This is a genomic window from Sphingobacterium sp. xlx-96 (genome assembly GCF_011007365.1).
In the GTDB taxonomy this organism is placed as follows: Bacteria; Bacteroidota; Bacteroidia; order Sphingobacteriales; family Sphingobacteriaceae; genus Sphingobacterium; species Sphingobacterium luzhongxinii.
In genome coordinates, this window is sequence record NZ_WFKM01000005.1 from 154394 (window position 1) to 173526 (window position 19133).

The 19133-nt window shown below is 39.4% G+C and carries 18 protein-coding genes and 2 tRNA genes; 13 read left to right on the forward strand and 7 right to left on the reverse strand.

Features of this window, described 5'->3' with window-relative positions; translation table 11 throughout:
- Nucleotides 1–36: 36 nt before the first annotated feature.
- Nucleotides 37–1422 carry a phosphoglucosamine mutase gene (gene glmM / locus G7B20_RS09950; protein WP_164110805.1) on the reverse strand — a complete coding sequence of 462 codons (1386 nt, stop codon included), beginning with the start codon at nucleotides 1420–1422 and terminating at the stop codon, nucleotides 37–39.
- Nucleotides 1423–1610: 188 nt separating this feature from the next.
- Here glmM and G7B20_RS09955 point away from each other — a divergent pair, with 188 nt between their 5' ends.
- Both G7B20_RS09955 and G7B20_RS09960 read left to right on the forward strand, forming a co-directional pair.
- The gene (locus G7B20_RS09955; RefSeq protein ID WP_164110808.1) at nucleotides 1611–2207 is read left to right on the forward strand and encodes a phosphatase PAP2 family protein; all 597 of its coding nucleotides are present in this window, start codon (nucleotides 1611–1613) and stop codon (nucleotides 2205–2207) included.
- The gene (locus G7B20_RS09960) at nucleotides 2204–3106 is read left to right on the forward strand and encodes a ZIP family metal transporter (RefSeq protein WP_164110809.1); all 903 of its coding nucleotides are present in this window, start codon (nucleotides 2204–2206) and stop codon (nucleotides 3104–3106) included. The genes G7B20_RS09955 and G7B20_RS09960 overlap by 4 nt, the downstream gene beginning before the upstream one ends.
- A gap of 7 nt (nucleotides 3107–3113) precedes the next feature.
- On the opposite strand, the gene G7B20_RS09965 is transcribed toward G7B20_RS09960, so the two are convergent.
- The gene (locus G7B20_RS09965) at nucleotides 3114–3569 is read right to left on the reverse strand and encodes a MarR family winged helix-turn-helix transcriptional regulator (RefSeq protein ID WP_164110811.1); all 456 of its coding nucleotides are present in this window, start codon (nucleotides 3567–3569) and stop codon (nucleotides 3114–3116) included.
- Between the two features lie 119 nt (nucleotides 3570–3688).
- Here G7B20_RS09965 and G7B20_RS09970 point away from each other — a divergent pair, with 119 nt between their 5' ends.
- A complete protein-coding gene (locus G7B20_RS09970) occupies nucleotides 3689–3928 on the forward strand; it encodes a ferrous iron transport protein A (protein WP_164110813.1) in 240 nt (79 codons plus the stop codon).
- Nucleotides 3928–6024 (forward strand): ferrous iron transport protein B, encoded by a 2097-nt coding sequence (feoB, locus tag G7B20_RS09975; protein WP_164110815.1) that lies wholly within the window; start codon nucleotides 3928–3930, stop codon nucleotides 6022–6024. The genes G7B20_RS09970 and feoB overlap by 1 nt, the downstream gene beginning before the upstream one ends.
- A gap of 204 nt (nucleotides 6025–6228) precedes the next feature.
- Here the strand turns inward: feoB and dinB are convergent, their stop codons facing one another.
- Nucleotides 6229–7299: a DNA polymerase IV gene (dinB, locus tag G7B20_RS09980; RefSeq protein ID WP_164110817.1), complete on the reverse strand. Its 1071-nt coding sequence runs from the start codon at nucleotides 7297–7299 to the stop codon at nucleotides 6229–6231.
- A gap of 180 nt (nucleotides 7300–7479) precedes the next feature.
- Here dinB and G7B20_RS09985 point away from each other — a divergent pair, with 180 nt between their 5' ends.
- The 3 genes from G7B20_RS09985 (at nucleotide 7480) to G7B20_RS09995 (ending at nucleotide 10764) form a co-directional block, all read left to right on the forward strand.
- The gene (locus G7B20_RS09985) at nucleotides 7480–8709 is read left to right on the forward strand and encodes a porin (protein ID WP_164110819.1); all 1230 of its coding nucleotides are present in this window, start codon (nucleotides 7480–7482) and stop codon (nucleotides 8707–8709) included.
- A 230-nt stretch (nucleotides 8710–8939) separates the two neighbouring features.
- Nucleotides 8940–10061, forward strand: a complete 1122-nt coding sequence (gene lpxB, locus G7B20_RS09990; RefSeq protein WP_164110821.1) for a lipid-A-disaccharide synthase — start codon at nucleotides 8940–8942, stop codon at nucleotides 10059–10061.
- A 64-nt stretch (nucleotides 10062–10125) separates the two neighbouring features.
- The gene (locus tag G7B20_RS09995; protein WP_164110823.1) at nucleotides 10126–10764 is read left to right on the forward strand and encodes a hypothetical protein; all 639 of its coding nucleotides are present in this window, start codon (nucleotides 10126–10128) and stop codon (nucleotides 10762–10764) included.
- A gap of 184 nt (nucleotides 10765–10948) precedes the next feature.
- Here the strand turns inward: G7B20_RS09995 and G7B20_RS10000 are convergent, their stop codons facing one another.
- Nucleotides 10949–12775 (reverse strand): alpha-L-fucosidase, encoded by a 1827-nt coding sequence (locus G7B20_RS10000; protein WP_164110825.1) that lies wholly within the window; start codon nucleotides 12773–12775, stop codon nucleotides 10949–10951.
- A 92-nt stretch (nucleotides 12776–12867) separates the two neighbouring features.
- On the opposite strand from G7B20_RS10000, the gene rnhA reads away from it, so the two are divergent.
- From rnhA to rimK, 4 genes are all read left to right on the forward strand, one after another.
- On the forward strand, nucleotides 12868–13359 hold the full coding sequence (gene rnhA / locus G7B20_RS10005) for a ribonuclease HI (protein ID WP_164110827.1): 492 nt from the start codon (nucleotides 12868–12870) through the stop codon (nucleotides 13357–13359).
- Nucleotides 13360–13451: 92 nt separating this feature from the next.
- Nucleotides 13452–14630, forward strand: coding sequence for an AIR synthase related protein (locus G7B20_RS10010; protein WP_164110828.1), 1179 nt, complete (start codon nucleotides 13452–13454; stop codon nucleotides 14628–14630).
- A 5-nt stretch (nucleotides 14631–14635) separates the two neighbouring features.
- Entirely contained in the window at nucleotides 14636–15067 is a 432-nt protein-coding gene (locus G7B20_RS10015) for an ATP-dependent zinc protease (RefSeq protein ID WP_164110830.1), read from the forward strand.
- Between the two features lie 49 nt (nucleotides 15068–15116).
- Nucleotides 15117–16052: a 30S ribosomal protein S6--L-glutamate ligase gene (rimK, locus tag G7B20_RS10020; protein WP_164110832.1), complete on the forward strand. Its 936-nt coding sequence runs from the start codon at nucleotides 15117–15119 to the stop codon at nucleotides 16050–16052.
- A gap of 12 nt (nucleotides 16053–16064) precedes the next feature.
- On the opposite strand, the gene mnmA is transcribed toward rimK, so the two are convergent.
- Nucleotides 16065–17156: a tRNA 2-thiouridine(34) synthase MnmA gene (mnmA, locus tag G7B20_RS10025; protein WP_164110834.1), complete on the reverse strand. Its 1092-nt coding sequence runs from the start codon at nucleotides 17154–17156 to the stop codon at nucleotides 16065–16067.
- 185 nt (nucleotides 17157–17341) lie between these two features.
- On the opposite strand from mnmA, the gene G7B20_RS10030 reads away from it, so the two are divergent.
- Both G7B20_RS10030 and G7B20_RS10035 read left to right on the forward strand, forming a co-directional pair.
- A tRNA-Phe gene (locus G7B20_RS10030) sits at nucleotides 17342–17414 on the forward strand.
- A gap of 44 nt (nucleotides 17415–17458) precedes the next feature.
- Nucleotides 17459–17531 (forward strand) — tRNA-Phe (locus G7B20_RS10035).
- Nucleotides 17532–17588: 57 nt separating this feature from the next.
- Here G7B20_RS10035 and G7B20_RS10040 read toward each other — a convergent pair.
- Entirely contained in the window at nucleotides 17589–18542 is a 954-nt protein-coding gene (locus tag G7B20_RS10040; protein ID WP_164110836.1) for an MBL fold metallo-hydrolase, read from the reverse strand.
- A complete protein-coding gene (coaE, locus tag G7B20_RS10045; RefSeq protein WP_164110838.1) occupies nucleotides 18530–19129 on the reverse strand; it encodes a dephospho-CoA kinase in 600 nt (199 codons plus the stop codon). The genes G7B20_RS10040 and coaE overlap by 13 nt, the downstream gene beginning before the upstream one ends.
- Nucleotides 19130–19133: the final 4 nt, after the last annotated feature.

Here is a 19133-nt window from a genome sequence, read left to right on the forward strand (position 1 = left end):
CCTTCGCAATGTGTGGAAGGCTTTTTCATTTATTCATTACGAGATAATCTCTTCTATCTCTCTGATTATCTTCTGCGCAATAGCATCGGCGGCATCTGGTGTTGGACCTTCCGAATAAATACGGATAATCGGCTCTGTATTAGACTTCCGTAGATGTACCCATTCATTTTCAAAATCGATTTTCAACCCGTCTACGGTGGAATGATTCTCATGCGCATATTTCGTCTGCATCTTTGCCAGTAATCCATCGATATCTAAACCAGGGGTCAATGTGATCTTATTTTTAGACATAAAATATTGCGGTAATTCAGCTCTGTAAGTAGAAGCCTTATTTCCCATCTTTGCTAAATGAGACAAGAAGATAGCAACACCGACTAATGCATCACGACCATAATGCGACGCTGGATAGATAACCCCTCCATTACCTTCTCCTCCGATCACTGCATCCACTTCTTTCATCTTTGTCACCACATTCACTTCTCCTACCGCAGCTGCAAAATATATACCACCATGCTTAACAGTGATATCGCGTAACGCGCGAGTAGACGACAAATTGGATACCGTATTACCACCCTTAGATTGAGACAAAATATAATCTGCAACGGCCACTAACGTATATTCCTCTCCAAAAAGCTCTCCATCTTCCATCATAAAGACTAAGCGATCGACATCAGGATCCACAGCAATACCCAAATCGGCCCCCTTAGCCAATACGGCTTCCGATAAATCTATTAAGTGTTCTTTAAGTGGTTCGGGATTATGAGGAAACTTACCGTTAGGCTCACAATGTATCTTAAATATTGTCTCCACACCCAAGGCTTCCAATAAAGCAGGGATAAAAATACCGCCCGTACTATTCACAGCATCTACAGCAATCTTGAATCCAGCTGCACGGATAGCAGCTACATCAACATATTCCAAAGCCAAAACTGCGTCGATATGCTTTTGCAGGTAACTGCCGTCCACGGTGACCTTTCCTAGATCCTGCACCTCTGCAAAATCAAAATCAAGACTTTCGCCCAATTCTAGAACTTCTTTCCCTTCAATATCGGATATAAACTCTCCCTTATCATTCAATAGCTTCAAAGCATTCCATTGTCCAGGATTATGCGAAGCTGTCAGTATGATCCCCCCTGCTGCCCCTTCTAAAGGTACAGCGATCTCTACTGTAGGTGTGGTAGAAAGGCCCAAATCCACAACTTCGGCACCAATACTTTGAAGTGTACCGATTACCAAGCTACTAACCATTTCCCCGGATTCGCGTGCGTCCCGCCCCACCACAATCTTCTTGCTATCGGACTGTCTCATCAATATCTTACCAAATGCCGCAGTAAACTTAACGATATCGATTGGCGTCAATCCTTCTCCTGCACGACCACCAATAGTACCACGAATACCTGAAATAGATTTTATTAAAGTCATAAACTTGATCAATTATAGTGAACCGTAAAAATAGGTTATTCCAAAATAAATACAACATCTTGATTGGATATAAAATTTAAAAAACATATATTTGTTGCAACTTTGTGTATTTTAATATTAAAATTCCATTTCCCATTTAGTTTCAATTAATGTACTTTTAGCTTTTCATACACAAAACAACGAATCTTATGTGGCAACAAATAATTGATCTAGATAAAGAAATTTTCTTACTGATAAACCAAGGGTTAAGCAACCCTGTATTTGACTGGCTATTACCTATTTTACGCAATCCATTCACGTGGGCTCCCTTGTATCTATTTGTCATTATCTTTTTCATCAAACATTATGGCAAACTAGGCATATTGGTTGTTTTATGCACATTGATTAATTTCGGTATGTCCGATGGTATATCATCCCATCTGATCAAGAAAAATGTAAAGCGCATCCGTCCATGCAACGATATTGAATTCAAGCATGATATTAATCTCCGGGTGAGATGTGGTTCTGGATTTAGTTTCACAAGCTCGCACGCAACAAATCACTTTGCCATGGCTTTTTTCTGGATTGTGTTATTTCGTCGTAAGTGGAAACACACCCTATGGCTGTGCGTCTTATGGGCTGCATTAATTTCTTTTTCGCAAATTTATGTAGGCGTACATTACCCATTTGATGTACTCTGTGGGGCTCTACTCGGTAGCTTGATCGGCATCTTAAATGGAAACCTATTTAAACGGTTCGTCCCCTCTTTCTTTACAGAAAATATTTCAACACATAATACTATATGAGCTTTACTTTAATCGTAGCTATTTTATTTCTATCCGCATTCATCAGCGGATTGGCCGTTTTTTTTGTCAAAAGAGACAACACGAACTACCTCAAATTGATTCTCTCTTTTAGTGGGGCCTATCTGTTTGCTATTACAGTGCTACATTTAATCCCACATGTTTACCACGCTAATACGACCAGTCCAGAAGTCATTGGACTGTATATATTAGGAGGCTTCATTTTTCAACTCTTGTTGGAACAGTTTTCACAGGGTATAGAACATGGCCATATCCACCACAATGAAAATGCAGGGTTTCCGTTAGGAATCATGATCAGCCTATGTCTACATGCATTTTTAGAAGGGATGCCATTGATTTCAGGTCAACAGTCCAAACTGGTATTTGGTATTGCGATACATCATATCCCAGCAGCATTTGCTTTAGGCAGTCTTTTATTAAGTTCTTCCTTGAGCAAAAGAGCTATTATAATCATGCTATTTATTTTTGCAGCAATGACACCACTAGGGTTCATGACCAGTTCCGTATTGAGTAAAGGCGAAGTAGGTAATATATCACAGCATTTTGATAAAATCATGGCCGTAGTAATTGGTATATTTTTACATATCTCCACTACTATATTATTTGAGTCTGGATCTGCTGATCACCATAAATTTAACAAAAAGAAAATGGCCGCAGTCTTTTTAGGACTAGCCATATCATTAACCACATTCTTATTACCCCATGATCATAGCCATGAGGGTCATGGACACGAACATCACGAACATCACGACCATGGTGAGCACAGTCACGACGACAAAGGAAAAGTCCATCATGATCATAGCAATGAAAGCCATAGCACCGAAAAGGGCAATACAGATAATGAGCACAAGCATGAAGACCACGAAGGTCACACACACTAACACTTTTTTAGGCTTCGCCCCGTAATTTATCGAGCAAGCCATTTAAAACCACAGCTTCCTGCTCGGAAAGATTCTCTGACAGCATAGCGGAAAGGTTCATATCAGCCTCCAATTCGTCTAAGAGTTGGAGGCCTTTTTCCGTGATAAGTAGATCTACAGCACGTTTGTCAGATTTATTTTTCGTCCGTGTAACTAATCCCTTGGTCACAATGCGCTCTACCAATCTGGAGATATCAGGTGTACTGTTTATCATTCGTTCCTTAATCATCGCGTTAGAAGCGGGATTGGGAAATTGCCCTCGTAATATTCGTAAAACATTAAACTGTTGAAGCGTTATTTTTTTCTTACTAGCTCTAGATTCCAACAAGTTACTCAACCAATTATTGGTATAAAGAATATTAATAGTAGCCTTGTGCCAATCATCCTGAAACCGACTGGTTTTGATTCGATCCTCAATACCCATATTTATAATGAATCTAATTAAAACAATTCTGTGACATAACCAACATCCCTAAACTCATTCCTTTTAGCTATATTTGGAGAATTTCGAGGTATTAGAAACTATCTAAAGTTACAAAAATAATGCAAAATAAAATCTCACTTGATAAACTAAAAAAAGGAGAAAAAGCAGTCATTCATTCTTTTGATAAAGATGATCTTCCCGCCAAGTTTTATGAATTGGGTTTTACCCCCGGTACTACTATACAAATTAAGCACGTAGCTCCACTGCACGGTCCAATCTGTGTCAATATTATTCAAGATAACACCTTAGTAGCAATCAGAAAGTCAGAAGCCTCATTAATTCTGGCCAACAAAATATAATGAAGAACAGAACAATAGCATTATTAGGAAACCCAAACGTTGGGAAAACCTCTCTATTTAATCGTATTACCAAATTAAACCAAAAAGTAGGGAACTACCCAGGTATCACTGTCGAGAAAAGGGAAGGAGCTATAAAAGTAGGCGATAAAAACTATAAGATCATTGATCTGCCTGGGACTTACACTTTGTTTCCGAATTCTTTAGATGAAGAAGTGGTCTTCAATACATTGGCGAATAAAAATACAGTTCCTGATTTGGTCGTAGTAGTTTCTGAACCCAGTACAATCAATCGCGGTATAGTGTTATATCAACAGGTACGTGAAGCTGGTCTTTCGGCAGTATTTGTTCTCAATATGATGGATGAGATTGAGGCCAAAGGCGTAGAAATTGATATACCTTCTCTTGAAAACTATCTCAAGACTAAAGTTTTCAGAACTAACGCCCGTACAGGAGAAGGAATAGATGAATTAACACGAAATCTGGACGCACAGCCAGCGCCGTATTTTAATAGCTTGATGCTTCCTGAGGAATATCAAGCCCCCTTGAACGAGGCCAAGAAGCTATTTCCGCTCTCCACAGAATACCGCACATGGCAATATTTGGCTCAAGATAACATCAAGATCTTATCTGCAGAAGAGAACAATCAGCTCTCCGCTATACGGAGCAAATATGGTGTCAGCATACAGCAACTTCAAAAGGCAGAAGCCATGTTGCGTCAGGAAAAAATAAACAATGACCTTCAGCAAATATTATTTAAAAAAGAAAATAAAAAACTAAGTTTAACGGAGAGAATTGATAATATTCTTATCCATCCTATATATGGATACTTGATATTCTTCGGCATACTATTTTTAATATTTCAAGCCATATATAACTGGTCAGGACCATTGATGGATGGTGTTGATGAATTGTTTGCAAGCTTAGGTGAAGCTACCTCTGCGCTGATGCCCGAAGGTCCCCTAGCGAATCTTCTGGTCAATGGCGTAATAGCGGGTATCGGAGGTATTGTAATATTCCTTCCTCAAATTATCATTCTATTTCTATTCATCTCATTGATGGAAGAGACCGGCTATATGAGTCGTGTAGTCTTCTTAATGGACCGATGGCTCAAACCATTTGGCCTAAACGGAAAGTCTGTAATACCATTGATGTCTGGTGTAGCCTGTGCTATCCCTGCCGTCATGTCGGCCCGTAATATTGAGAACCCCAAAGAACGGCTATTAACTATGTTGGTAACTCCATTCATGACCTGTTCTGCTCGACTTCCTATTTATGTGGTCATTATAGGCTTGGTCATTCCAGACAGCGTTTTTCTAGGTTTCAATATACAGGGGATTGTTTTATTTGCAATGTACATAATCGGCATCGTAGCAGCTTTGTTTTCGTCATTAATCCTGAATAAAGTAATAAAATCGGTTCGGAAATCGTATTTGATCTTTGAATTGCCTACATACAAAATGCCCGATTGGAAAAATGTACTGAACACAGTATGGGAAAAATCTTCTGGTTTCTTATTTGGAGCGGGTAAAATAATTTTAGCAATTTCTGTTATACTTTGGGTGTTGGGCAATTTTGGCCCAAATGACAAATTCTCTGAACCAGAGAAATACATTACACAAGAGAACCCTCACTTTTCGCAAGAACAAATAGCTGACGAGGTGACTGCTTATAAGACGGAATATTCTTATTTGGGCTATTTAGGTCGCGGCATTGAGCCTGTAATTGAGCCGTTGGGCTACGATTGGAAGATTGGAATAGGCTTACTAGCATCCTTTGCAGCCAGAGAGGTGTTCGTTGGTACTGTAGCTGTAGTATATTCCTTAGGAGAAGATCTGGATATTGAAGATAACGATCAAAAACAGACATTATTCACTAGGATGAAATCGGAAATCAATCGCAATACAGGTCAACCTACTTATAATTTAGCTTCAGGAGTGTCACTCCTGTTATTTTATGCATTTGCTATGCAATGTATGGCCACTATTGGCGTTGTAAAAAGAGAGACCGGTTCGTGGAAATGGACTTTGATTCAAGCCGGTTTCATGACCGGGCTTGCTTATATTGCAGCGTTGATCGCGTATCAACTATTAAAATAATTATTCAAGCTATGATGTACATTCAATATGCTATTATCGCAATTGTTTTTATCGTTGCAATACTATTTATGGTAAAGAAATTCATGCCTTCTAAAAGAAAAAGTGGAGGCTGTGGCAAAGGTTGTGGTTGTAGTTTCTCAGAAAAAGCCGAAAATTAAAAAATGGATATTACTTTAGGGTTTGTTGAATCCCTAAAGTAATATATTAAAACAAACTCAACTGTCCGTTTCTGGGCGCATCAAATTCGTGTTCAAAAAAATTGGATACGGTAATCCCTAAAAGCCTGACTTTCCGATCTTCAAAGTTCACTTTATCCAAAAGCGTCTCAGCCTCATCTTTCAATTGCTGATAACTTGATAAAAAATGAGAGCCTGTATAGCTTCTTGTTAATAAGGAGAAGTCTGCAAACTTTACTTTTAGCGTCAGGGTTCTACCTGAAACCGACTTAATATCGAGTCGCTTACTCAATTTATAGCAAAGATGATCCAGCTCGATTTTCATGTCATCAAGCTCTAAAATATCCCGTGTAAAGGTATCCTCTACGCCAATAGATTTTGCTACTCGATTAGAACGTACCGGCCGATCATCATTACCACGTACCATATGGTAAAAAAAACTTCCTGACTTTCCAAAGTCACGGATCAACTGTGCTTCGGAAAAACATTTCAAATCACTTCCTAGATGAATCCCCTTCCTTTTCATTTTTTCAGCTGTCACCTTTCCTACTCCAAAGAAGCGCTCAATCGGTAAAGACTCCAAAAACTTAACAATTTTAGAGGGGCCTATAAATGTCAACCCGTCTGGTTTATTGTAGTCGGATGCGATCTTTGCAATAAACTTATTTACAGAGACTCCTGCTGAGGCCGTCAGATTAAGTTCGCTCTTAATGGCTTCTTTAATCTCTTTCGCGATTTCTATGGCAGATCCTATCCCTTTCTTATCCGCTGTCACATCTAAATAAGCTTCGTCCAGGGAAAGGGGTTCAATCAAGTCGGTATAACGTCTAAAAATCTCGCGGATATGTACAGATACCTCTTTGTATACGTCAAATCTAGGATATACAAATATAATATCTGGACACAGTTGTAGTGCCTGTCGGGAGGGCATAGCAGATTTGACACCGAAGCGCCGTGCTTCATAACTTGAAGTTGCCACCACCCCTCGTCCATCAGGAGATCCGCCTACTGCTATTGGCTTTCCACGGAGCTCTGGAAAATCACGCTGCTCAACAGAAGCATAAAACGAATCCATATCAACATGGATGATTTTTCTCATTCTCTCCCTTTATACCTTGTTAATATTAAAATTATGTTAAATAAATATTATGAAATGATTACCTTAGGCTTTAGTATTTTGCAATCACCTCATTAACCCTATATTTGCGTAAAATTAATGTTAAGCCACAAAGACTTAATACCATACACCAAAATTAGATTTTAAATTTAAAGAATAACAATGCAGTACCACAATTTTAAAACGTTTTTTTTTCGTCAAAAAGCCTTAATAACAGCTCCTCTACTCATACTTCTGGGCATCAGCAACTTGAAAGCTCAGGAAAGAGATGACCGGGCTACCATTTTAAATTTTAAAGGTATCCAATATACATCTAAAGATTCCTTGTTCTACACCAACTTTAGATTTAGGATGCAGAACAGATTGGGATACAGTAATGTCTTGGATGGAGAAGATAATGAAAAATTTGACGCTAGAATACGTAGATTGCGTATGCGTATGGATGGCTATATATACACCCCAAAGATATCCTATTCTGTTCAGCTCGCCTTTACCCGTTCAGATCAGGATTTTGATGATACGGGAATACCAAATATTGTACGTGATGCGGTGATGTTCTATAACTTTTCAGATGATTTTTACATTTCTTTTGGACAGAACAAATTGCCTGGAAACAGACAACGTGTAAACTCTTCGGGACAATTACAGTTTGCCGACCGCTCCTTGGTCAACAGTAATTTTACGGTAGACCGGGATTTTGGGATAAGCTTCAACTTAAGTAAAAAGCTTGGTTCCATGCCAATTAATGCAAAGGCTGCGATATCTACTGGAGAGGGGCGTCCCGCAAACTCTACCGATGATGGACTGGCATACACTGGTCGTGTGGAGTTTTTACCTTTAGGAGAGTTTGTGAACGGTGGTGACTACTCGGAAGGTGATATTGAAAGAGAAGTGACGCCAAAGCTTTCTATTGGCGGTGGTTACAGCTACAACGACAGAACTACACGTGAGGGAGGGCAGACAGGTAAATATGTACAGAACCCTTTCACTTTAAAAACAGCTTTCGCTGATGCAATCTTTAAATATCAAGGATTTGCATATCAAGCAGAGTATATGCGCAGAGATGTAGACAATCCAATAAACAACACAACGGGTGATAAACCTGAAGAAACCTATGCTTATAAGGGGTGGGGATTAAACCAACAAACTTCCTATTTATTAAATCACGGTTATGAGATCGCAGGTCGGTATACCTACTTAAAACCGCATCAGCAAATATCTAAATTTGAGACTCAAACCGAAGTAATCGAAATTGGCTTGACAAAGTATATGAAAGCACATCGTCTCAAATTCCAGTTAAATGCTAACTATACCGTAAAAGAGGGAAACTATAAGAACTCGCATAGTAAAAACATATTAGGGGCCATGTTTCAGGTGGAACTTGGAATTTAATACATTGATACGTTATCAGAAGATCGCCAGACAAAGTCTGGCATTTTTTTTACTCAAAAATATGGGATCAACGATCTTCTTACATCCTTCAAAAAAAGAAATATTCCTATTTCACAAAACTAGAGGTGAATACTTATCTTTAACAGTTAAATAAAAAGATTTACAAGGCTTATTGTTACTTATTAATAAAGGAGCGACAAGCACATATATTTTGATTTAGAGAGAATTTAATGAAATACTATATTATTGCAGGAGAAACATCAGGAGATCTACATGGCGCGAATCTGATAAAAGCATTAAAAATTGAAGATCCCGATGCCGTATTCAAAGTTGTAGGTGGAGACCGTATGCAACAAGAAGCCGATCAGACAGCATTAGTTCACACGTCTGAAATGGCTTTTATGGGTTTCGTAGAAGTAATAAAAAACTTAGGGACAATAAGCAAGAATCTTAAAAAGGTAAAAAAGGATATTCTTGATTTTAATCCGGACACAGTCATCCTTATTGATTTCCCCGGTTTTAACTTAAAAATTGCCTCCTTCGCAAAAGCACATGAGATAAAAACCTCTTATTATATTTCACCAAAAATATGGGCGTGGAACCAAGGTCGCGTACATAAGATTAAAAAGATAGTCGATCACATGTTTTGTATCCTGCCTTTTGAAGTAGATTTCTACAAAAGATTCGGCATGAAGGTGGACTACGTGGGCAATCCACTACTCGACGCTATATCTAACTATTCATTCAATCCTGGTTTTTTGAAAAAAAACCATTTATCAGAAGCTCCGATCATCGCTCTACTTCCGGGCAGTCGAAAAATGGAAATAGAGCAGATATTGCCGGATATGATTGATCTTTACTTTGCATTTCCAAAGCATCAACTTATTATTGCTGGTGCTCCCAACTTTGAAGCATCCTACTATCAAAAATATGTGGGAGATCTGGAAATACCTATCATCTTTGATCAAACATATGACTTGCTAAAACATGCAGATGCTGCGGTCGTGACAAGTGGTACTGCTACGCTGGAGACAGGTATATTAAAAGTACCACAGGTTGTTGTGTACAAAGCCAATCCGATTTCCGTATGGTTAGCACGAAAATTAATAAAGGTAAAATTTATTTCGTTGGTAAATCTGATCAACAACTACCTTTCGGTCATCGAACTTATACAACAAGAATGTAATCCACAACAAATTCGTGATGAAATTGGAAAAATCCTCTCTGAAAAGGAACATAGGGACAGTATTATGGAAAACTATGAAATCTTGGCCGGCAAACTTGGTGCACCTGGGGCTTCAGAAAAAACAGCCAAATTAATCCTTTACTACCTAAACGAAGTCAAAGAATAAAAGCTCCTATATATAAGGTAGGTGATCGGGAGTTTGATGGTATAACATTAAAAAGCAAAAGAAAATGAAAATTAACAAAAAACTAGGATTAATGACTTTTCTGATAGCGATCTATTCCCTAACTATCGGACAAACAGCTGATATACATATCAGCAAATTGGAATTGAATAAAAAAGAAAAAAAGGTGTTTAACGATCGGGATTCATCTGCTGTAGTCCACATTGACACCTTGATTATGAAAGATAGGTCGTCATTACAATTCTACGGAAAAAAAGAAGTGAAACTAGTCGTAAAACACGCAGAAATTGGAGATAGGGCATTCATTTCTGGACAAGCTGGACAGAACAATGCATCTAATTTTGACATTGATATTAATTTCAAGAAATTAGGTTCATTGTACGTCATAGCTAGGGGGCAGGATGCAAACAACGGTATGCGTACGGATCCGAATGGGGATGCTGGTATTGTAAACCTGGTCTATGATCCTACTGGTACCACACCACAAACGGAGAATAAAAAACAAAAAAATTATCTCTTTGTTGATATCACACCAGGGGGACTCCACGTAACACCAAGCTCTGAAATAACGAATATCTATTCTAGAATAGCAACCTCTCCATCTGGCCTTCGCGGACTACCACAAGGACAGATTTATTCTGGATCCCCCGGTAAAGAGGGAAAAGTAACGATCCGTAGCAAATAAATAAAAAGGTCTGTATCATTATTTCTGATACAGACCTTTTTTCTGAAAGGGGGCCTATTATTGATTCATTTTAACTTTCCGTTGCATTAATTTCCTTCAAGATTTTTCCCACTACCCATAAGATCGGGTTCGGTTCATGTCTATTGGAGATCGACCAGCTACCAGAACATAAAAGTAATATAGACTAAAGATTGCTTTCTATGGCTTTTACCTCTTCTGCATACAATTCTATAGGCTTATCCAATAGTACAGCAACAACCGTATGATAGCTGTCTAACCTATCTTTTGGAACGTCTATATAAACAATCCCAGGGATAGCACTCCAATATAATTTGTTATAAACCTTGTGACTTATCATCGAACCCTCACCTACTATACGTACTCGGGCAATAGTATTTTTCAACCCTTTGATAGCGATAGGCCCAGTAGGTTGACCTTCAATAAATAGATACAGTGTCTGCCGATCTCGGGATAAAGCCGTATTTCCGATATAATGTCCTTCGGCTATCCCTTTATGGGCATCGTGCAGGACCTCGGCATGTTTCAACACCCAATCCTTAGTTTTTTGATCTGAAAATTTTAGATCTTTTGACAACACACTGCCGTCATCATTCATGTGTCCCGAAAACAAATTAGCTCCTGCCGAAGTAAAAGCTACAATATCACGTATAGCACTCGGGCTATTTTTAGCACTTAGTACATCGGCAAGAACGGGTATAACCTCAGCATGATCAAACTCAAAATGGGGACGATCACCAAACTCTATCGCAATTACTGAAGCTGTAGGATCAAAATCATTTGTTGTCATATTCAAGCTTAAAGTATAACCATCATATTTATAGTCTACTTTTTCAGAACTACCGATAAAACGGACGTGAACAGGCTTCGATTGCAAACCATTTATCTGAAGATAATTTTTCATCTCATCTAAATATATATACACAGTCTTGCCGTCTTTAGAGAGACTATTTTTTTCAGCTATGAAAGCAGGTGATACTCCTGCCCTAGTGCCATAAATCGCTTCCTTATATTTACTCGTCCAACGTCCCAATTCTTTTAGGATCTTCACTTGTTCTTCTGGAATGGTACCATCCGCTTTAGGTCCGATATCCAATAATAGATTACCTCCCATTGCAATACAATCGATAAATGTCCGTACAATCATATTTGGTGTTTTATAATTGGTATCAAAATGTTGGTATCCCCAAGAATCATTCATCGTATAACACAGTTCCCAATATCGATCCGCTGGTCGCTTCACCGGTACTCCTTGTTCGGGGGTAGCATAGTCTCCATGATGATTTAATCTGGAGTTAACAATGATATTTGGATTGTACCGGCGTAATAAACTTAATGTCTGCTCAGCTTTCCACTCTTCAGCACTATGCTCCCAGTCACCATCAAACCACAATAGATCAGGATGATACTGCGTTGACAACTCGGCCAACTGCCCTTGATAGTAGTCAACAAACTGTGCCCAACGCTTAGGCTCATCTTTTAGGACATAACGTTTACGGGAACGCGTAACCACATCATAATAGGGGTGACTCCAATCGGGCAGAGAGTAATAAAGTCCCGTTTTCAATCCGGCCTTTTTAGCAGCAGTTATAAACGGCGTCAACACATCTTTCTTCACGTTAGCATGTTTAGATACTGTCAATGCTTTATCTGTTTTGCTATCCCACAATGCGATTCCGTCATGATGTTTGGTCGTGATCACCGTATATTGTGCTCCTGACTCTTTAATCAGATTGGCCCAGTCCTGAGGCTTGTATTCTTTTGCGGTAAAACCTTGAAGCTGCTTCAAATAATTATCATGGCTCATATAATTATTGAAGAATGACCAAGATTCCGAAACACCATTGACGGCATACACCCCCCAATGGATAAAAATGCCCAATTTAGCATCATCAAACCATGCCATCTTCTCATCCTTGGGAAGACTATTTTGCCCATACGATTTAGCAAATAAAAAAACTAACACTAATCCAATAAAAAGTCGCTTGATCATAAATTTAAAGTTCAATAAACTAAAATAAGATATATCATCAGCAATGGCAAATTTTACTAACGAATAACGATTTATAATGTATTTTTGTGTTAATGATAGAACTTTACACAGACGGTGCTTCAAGCGGAAATCCCGGCCCAGGAGGTTACGGCACTATACTAAGAACCATCTATACAGGTAGCAACCCAGCTTTTCAGGGTAAATTGATCGAAAAAGAGTTTTCAGGAGGATTTCGTAAGACAACCAATAACCGAATGGAGTTAATGGCCGTAATAATTGGTCTAGAGGCACTTAAAAACATAAAGCAGAAAGTCACCATTTATTCCGATTCTAAATATGTGATCGACGCAATAGACAAAAGATGGGTATATGGCTGGATGCAAAAAGGTTTTCAGGGCAAAAAAAACAAGGATCTGTGGATCCGTCTAATGCAATCTTACAAACTACATGAAATCAAACTTGTCTGGGTAAAAGGTCATGCTGGTCATCCGTTAAATGAACGTTGTGATCAATTAGCTGTAGCCGCATCAAAGGATAAAACAAACTGGAAAATAGACTCCGTCTTTGAAATGGAAGATCAATAATAACCCTCCACTGGAGTTCCGTTCTTCAAAAAAAAGAATACTTACCGAAAAACTTTCGCTATAATCATAAGCAATGTTTATTTTTGTACAAGATGTCAGACTTAAAATACAATCAAAGAGGTGTGTCCGCTGGAAAAGAGGACGTACACAATGCTATAAAGAATATCGATAAAGGTTTATATCCAAAAGCTTTTTGCAAAATCATTCCTGATATTTTGGGTGCCGATGCAGAATGGTGCAATATTATGCACGCAGATGGTGCAGGGACGAAGTCTTCACTGGCTTACATTTACTGGAAAGAAACCGGAGATATATCCGTCTGGAGAGGTATTGCACAAGATGCGATTATTATGAATCTGGACGATCTACTATGCGTGGGAGCCATCGATAACATTATTTTGTCCTCGACTATCGGTCGTAACAAAAACAATATCCCAGGCGAAGTAATTGCAGAAATCATCAACGGTACGGAAGAAATTCTTGCCGAATTACGTGAACTCGGGATTGGCATATACTCTACTGGGGGAGAAACTGCTGACGTTGGTGATCTGGTACGTACCATCATCGTAGACAGTACCGTTACCTGCCGCATGAAGCGTGAAAATGTCATCTCCAATCACAAAATAAAAGGTGGCAATATCATCGTAGGATTAGCTTCCTATGGCCAGGCAACCTATGAAAAGGAATACAATGGAGGGATGGGATCAAACGGGCTAACATCTGCCCGTCACGACGTATTTAGTAAATACGTAGCAGAGAAATATCCTGAAAGTTACGATCCAGCTGTACCTTACGATCTGGTTTTTGCAGGAGGTAAAGCATTAACCGACTCAATCAAAGTCGAAACTGGAGAGGAAATTACTGCAGGCAAGTTAGTCTTGTCACCGACACGCACCTATGCCCCAGTGATAAAAGTCATTTTAGATAAATACAGAAGCCTAATCGACGGAATGGTACACTGTTCAGGTGGAGCACAGACTAAAGTACTTCATTTTGTAGATGATGTCCATATCATCAAAGATAACCTTTTTCCAATTCCTCCTCTCTTTGAATTGATTCAAAAAGAATCCAATACCGACTGGCAAGAGATGTACAAAGTATTCAATATGGGACACCGTATGGAGCTATATGTACCTGAAACTATTGCCCAAGACATTATTCAAATCTCCGAATCATTTGGAATACCGGCTCAGATTATCGGTCGTGTAGAAGATAGCGAGAAGAAACAAGTCACTATAACTTCGCCTTTCGGCACATTTATCTACGAGTAAGATCCGTGAAAGATAAACTGACTATAGGTAGATATGAAATTGTAGACCTTCCTGAATTAGGGATGTACAATATAGAATCTAAGATCGACACCGGGGCTGAAACCTCGGTGTTGCACTGTGAAGACTTCAAGATTCATGAAAAACATGGACATCGATACATAACCTGCCATATTAAACCTCATTTGGAGGAAGAAGAAATATTAACATTAACGTTTCCTATTCACCGCGAACGCGTGGTTAAGAGTTCGTTCGGTCAAACAGAGACCCGACACATTTTTTTAACTAAAATCCGCATGTTCGATCGTCTCTATGACATCAAGTTATCTTTAAGAGACCGGTCATCCATGTCCTATCCTATGTTGTTAGGCAGGAACTTTATCAGCGGGAAATTCCTTGTAGACGTTTCTAAGAAAAACCTTTCGAGAAACAGCTTTTAATCAAACCTTTAGCCTACCCATTTGTTTTATACTTTAAATAAACACATTCGTGAAAATAGCAATACTATCTACAAATAAAAATCTATACTCTACACAACGTCTAGTCGAAGCTGCCTCCGCTAGAGGCCACGAGTGTGTTGTTATGGATCACAGCAAATGCTATGTAGGAATACAGCAAGGAAAACCAAGCATCCATTACAGAGGGGAGAATATAACAGATATAGATGCTATAATACCCCGAATCGGTGCTTCCGTAACATTTTACGGATCGGCGATCGTACGTCAATTTGAAGTAATGAATGTAATATCGGCCAATCCAAGTCAGGCGATCACCCGTTCACGTGATAAACTACGGTGTATGCAGATACTTTCGGGAGCAGGATTAGGTTTACCAATCACAGGATTTGCCAGGACAACATCAGATGTAGACGATCTTATCAACATGGTAGGCGGAGCTCCTCTGGTAATCAAATTGCTAGAAGGGACACAGGGAATAGGCGTGGTATTGGCCGAGACTAAAAAAGCAGCCTCCTCCGTTATTGAAGCCTTCTACGGCTTAGGCAATAATATCTTGATCCAAGAATATATCAAAGAGGCCAAAGGTACCGACATCCGTGCTTTTGTAGTTGACGGCAAGGTCGTAGGCGCTATGAAAAGGACTGCTAAAGAAGGAGAGTTCCGATCGAATCTACATCGCGGAGGGACCGCCGAAATCGTTAAATTAACCCGAAAAGAAAGAGAGACCGCTATAGCAGCCGCCCGCGCAATGGGGCTTACTGTGGCTGGGGTGGATATGTTACCATCAACACGGGGACCGTTAATTCTAGAAGTGAACTCGTCTCCAGGTTTGGAAGGTATCGAAAAAGCTACGCACAAAGATATCGCAGGTGAAATTATCAAGTACCTCGAAATCCAATATGAAACGAAGCAACAACTGCGTCAAATTGTTGTAAAACGAAAGGTTAAAAAAGAAAGTAAGCTTTAGAAATTCTAAAGCTTACTTCATTAAAAATCCTCCGCCAATTAGATCGCTCCCTTCATAAAATACTGCAGATTGTCCTGGTGCAATGCCTTTCACCGCATGAGGAAAGTCTACCTGCATAATTTCGCCCTTTTGGGTTAAGGTAGATACCGCACCAGAATCTTTGTATCTAATTTTAGTAATAGCTTCCATAGGCTCTTCCAAAGAAGCGTATTTCACTAAATTAATATTACGTACAAATGCCTGTGAACGCTCCAATTCGTGCTCTTCGCCTAAGACAACGGAATTACTTTCCGGCAAAATTTCAATTACAAACATGGGCTTGCCTAACGCAATTCCCAACCCTTTACGTTGACCAATGGTAAAATAAGGGTAACCTATATGTTGGCCTACGACCGTACCGTCTGAGAGCAAAAAATTGCCTGGACCTATATCTTGGTCAAGAGAAGGCTTTTTATGTCTTAAAAACTCTCTATAATCATTATTAGGAACAAAACATATTTCATAGCTTTCAGATTTGTTAGCAAGTTCTTTTTGCCCCATATCCAAAGCCATCTGCTTGATCTCAGATTTATGAAAACCACCCAATGGAAACTGTGTACGGGCCAAATTTTCCTGCGTTACCCCCCAAAGGACATAGGATTGATCTTTATGCTCGTCAAGTCCTTTAGAGATCACATAACGCCCATTGTCATGTTGACGGATATTCGCATAATGCCCTGTAGCAATAAATTCGCAATCCAGCTTATTCGCTCTTTTAATCAGTGCCTCCCATTTGATATGCGTATTGCACAGCACACAAGGGTTGGGCGTACGTCCTGCGATATATTCATCGACAAAATTGTCAATCACATAATCACCAAATTCATTGCGTATATCTAAAATAAAATGGGGAAATCCATAATTTACAGCAAGAGACCGAGCATCATTAATACTATCTAAGCTGCAACAGCCCGTTTCCTTTGACGAACCTCCCGAACTAGCATAATCCCAGGTTTTCATCGTTATGCCAATCACTTCGTAACCTTGCTCGTGCAACATGACGGCCGCAACAGAACTATCCACACCGCCACTCATCGCTACCAATACTCTTCCTCTTTTACTCATACTATTTTAATAAAATGCAAAGATACCCTAAAATCATTTATCCCCGTGTTTATTTCGTGTAATTTTATCTCTATCTAAATCAACCATTTGTATATATATCCTGTTTTTTTTTGTATAAATGTTTTAGAATCCAAAAAGAGAAGCTATATTTGCATCGCAAGAACGGTAAAACGGATTGCAAAAAAGGTGCCATAGCTCAGTTGGTAGAGCAAAGGACTGAAAATCCTTGTGTCGCTGGTTCGAATCCAGCTGGCACCACCCAAAATCTGACAAGTAACAGATTATAAATAAAAACTTGAAAAGGTGCCATAGCTCAGTTGGTAGAGCAAAGGACTGAAAATCCTTGTGTCGCTGGTTCGAATCCAGCTGGCACCACAAAAAAGACTATCTGAAAATATAGTCTTTTTTTGCGTTTAAGAAAATCCAAACGTCTTAGGCTTCTTTCAAAATGTTTCTAACTTTCATTTTATCACTATAGACAGTACGTAGATGAGCGCCCTCTCCATGAACCGTCCAAATCTCAAGCGGCTCGACCCGCCCGATATACGCTAACAAATCATTCCAGTCAATATGATCAGAAATATACAAAGACAAATCATTATGCCGTTGCAAACGCTCCCAACCCGAAGCAAAAACACGGATAACATTTTTAGCTCTTGAATAATGGTTGAAGGTCATAGGCGGGATTAAATACACCTTATCTTTCCCCTCCTTTAAAGCCCTTCTGTGGTACAGCTCATATTTGAGCTTCACAAAGCCCAACTGATCGTAAATGCGATGAAGAGGGGCCATGCTATGATGTACAAACACTTCCTTCTGTGGACAATAAGTATTAAGGAGATATGTGAGACGCTGAGCCTTTCCCAAGGCATAACAGCCCAACATAATATGTGCCGACTGCTGCCCTAACCTCTGAATTTCCTTTACGGGATCGGGATGGATAACATCTGGATATGCAAACGTAGTTTCTGTAATCAATACATCAGCTTTGACATAAGCTATAGGCTCGCATGTCGCATCCTCCTGTAGCTTGTAATCACCGGTGTAGAGATACCGCACACCTTTATACACCATCAAAATCTGAGCAGAGCCAAGAATATGTCCAGCAGGTATAAAAGTAATCTCAACGCCATTAAAAACAAATGATTTGTCAAACGATTGGAGTTTATAGGATGACAAAGCTTGCTTCGTAAATCGATACCGCATAAATGCTGCCGTCGCCGCTGTACAATATATCTCCTGATGTCCTGGTACCGCATGATCCCCATGTGCATGCGATATCACTGCCTGTTGCACTGGATATTTGGGATCGATATAAAAATCACCAATACGGCAGTAATACCCCAGTATCGTTTCTATTAAAAAGTCGTCAATTATTTCGACCATTGTCTATCTAAAATCTGTTGATGTATATATAATATTTGAGGAAGTAAAGGACTTACCCCATCATTAAGAATAGTAAAGTCTGCAAATTTTTGTTTCTCTTCTTCGCCCATCTGTTTGCTTATACGGTCAATGACTTCCGCACGGGAAACATTATCTCTTCGCATGACACGTTCAATCCTTAACGCCTCAGGAGCACGTACCAAAATAAGACAATCCAACGACCTATAAGAACCACTTTCTATAAGCAATGCAGCCTCTTTGAGACTATATGCTGCGCTTTGTCTCTCCGCCCATTGCTCGCTATGTCGGATTACTATAGGATGGACTATACTATTTAACAAGTTCAATTTAGCGCTATTCCCGAACACCTGCTTAGCCAACCACTTTCTATCCAAAGAACCATCGGGTTGATACACCTCTACACCAAAGCTGTTGATCAACCCCTTCCTTAAATCCGGATCGTGGTTCATTAAAAATTTCGCTTCACGATCGGCGTCATAAAACGGAATGCCCATTGTCCTGAATATACTAGACACAAAACTCTTTCCGGACCCTATGCCTCCTGTAATACCAACATTTATCATCATACCT

Coding starts and splice junctions, on each gene's coding strand:
- rnhA (WP_164110827.1), top strand. CDS start 12,868: ATGATAGAACTTTACACAGACGGTGCTTCAAGCGGAAATCCCGGCCCA.
- G7B20_RS09985 (WP_164110819.1), top strand. CDS start 7,480: ATGCAGTACCACAATTTTAAAACGTTTTTTTTTCGTCAAAAAGCCTTA.
- G7B20_RS09970 (WP_164110813.1), top strand. CDS start 3,689: ATGCAAAATAAAATCTCACTTGATAAACTAAAAAAAGGAGAAAAAGCA.
- glmM (WP_164110805.1), bottom strand. CDS start 1,422: ATGACTTTAATAAAATCTATTTCAGGTATTCGTGGTACTATTGGTGGT.
- G7B20_RS09960 (WP_164110809.1), top strand. CDS start 2,204: ATGAGCTTTACTTTAATCGTAGCTATTTTATTTCTATCCGCATTCATC.
- G7B20_RS10040 (WP_164110836.1), bottom strand. CDS start 18,542: ATGGTCGAAATAATTGACGACTTTTTAATAGAAACGATACTGGGGTAT.
- G7B20_RS10000 (WP_164110825.1), bottom strand. CDS start 12,775: ATGATCAAGCGACTTTTTATTGGATTAGTGTTAGTTTTTTTATTTGCT.
- G7B20_RS09995 (WP_164110823.1), top strand. CDS start 10,126: ATGAAAATTAACAAAAAACTAGGATTAATGACTTTTCTGATAGCGATC.
- G7B20_RS09955 (WP_164110808.1), top strand. CDS start 1,611: ATGTGGCAACAAATAATTGATCTAGATAAAGAAATTTTCTTACTGATA.
- dinB (WP_164110817.1), bottom strand. CDS start 7,299: ATGAGAAAAATCATCCATGTTGATATGGATTCGTTTTATGCTTCTGTT.
- G7B20_RS10010 (WP_164110828.1), top strand. CDS start 13,452: ATGTCAGACTTAAAATACAATCAAAGAGGTGTGTCCGCTGGAAAAGAG.
- feoB (WP_164110815.1), top strand. CDS start 3,928: ATGAAGAACAGAACAATAGCATTATTAGGAAACCCAAACGTTGGGAAA.
- G7B20_RS09965 (WP_164110811.1), bottom strand. CDS start 3,569: ATGGGTATTGAGGATCGAATCAAAACCAGTCGGTTTCAGGATGATTGG.
- mnmA (WP_164110834.1), bottom strand. CDS start 17,156: ATGAGTAAAAGAGGAAGAGTATTGGTAGCGATGAGTGGCGGTGTGGAT.
- lpxB (WP_164110821.1), top strand. CDS start 8,940: ATGAAATACTATATTATTGCAGGAGAAACATCAGGAGATCTACATGGC.
- coaE (WP_164110838.1), bottom strand. CDS start 19,129: ATGATGATAAATGTTGGTATTACAGGAGGCATAGGGTCCGGAAAGAGT.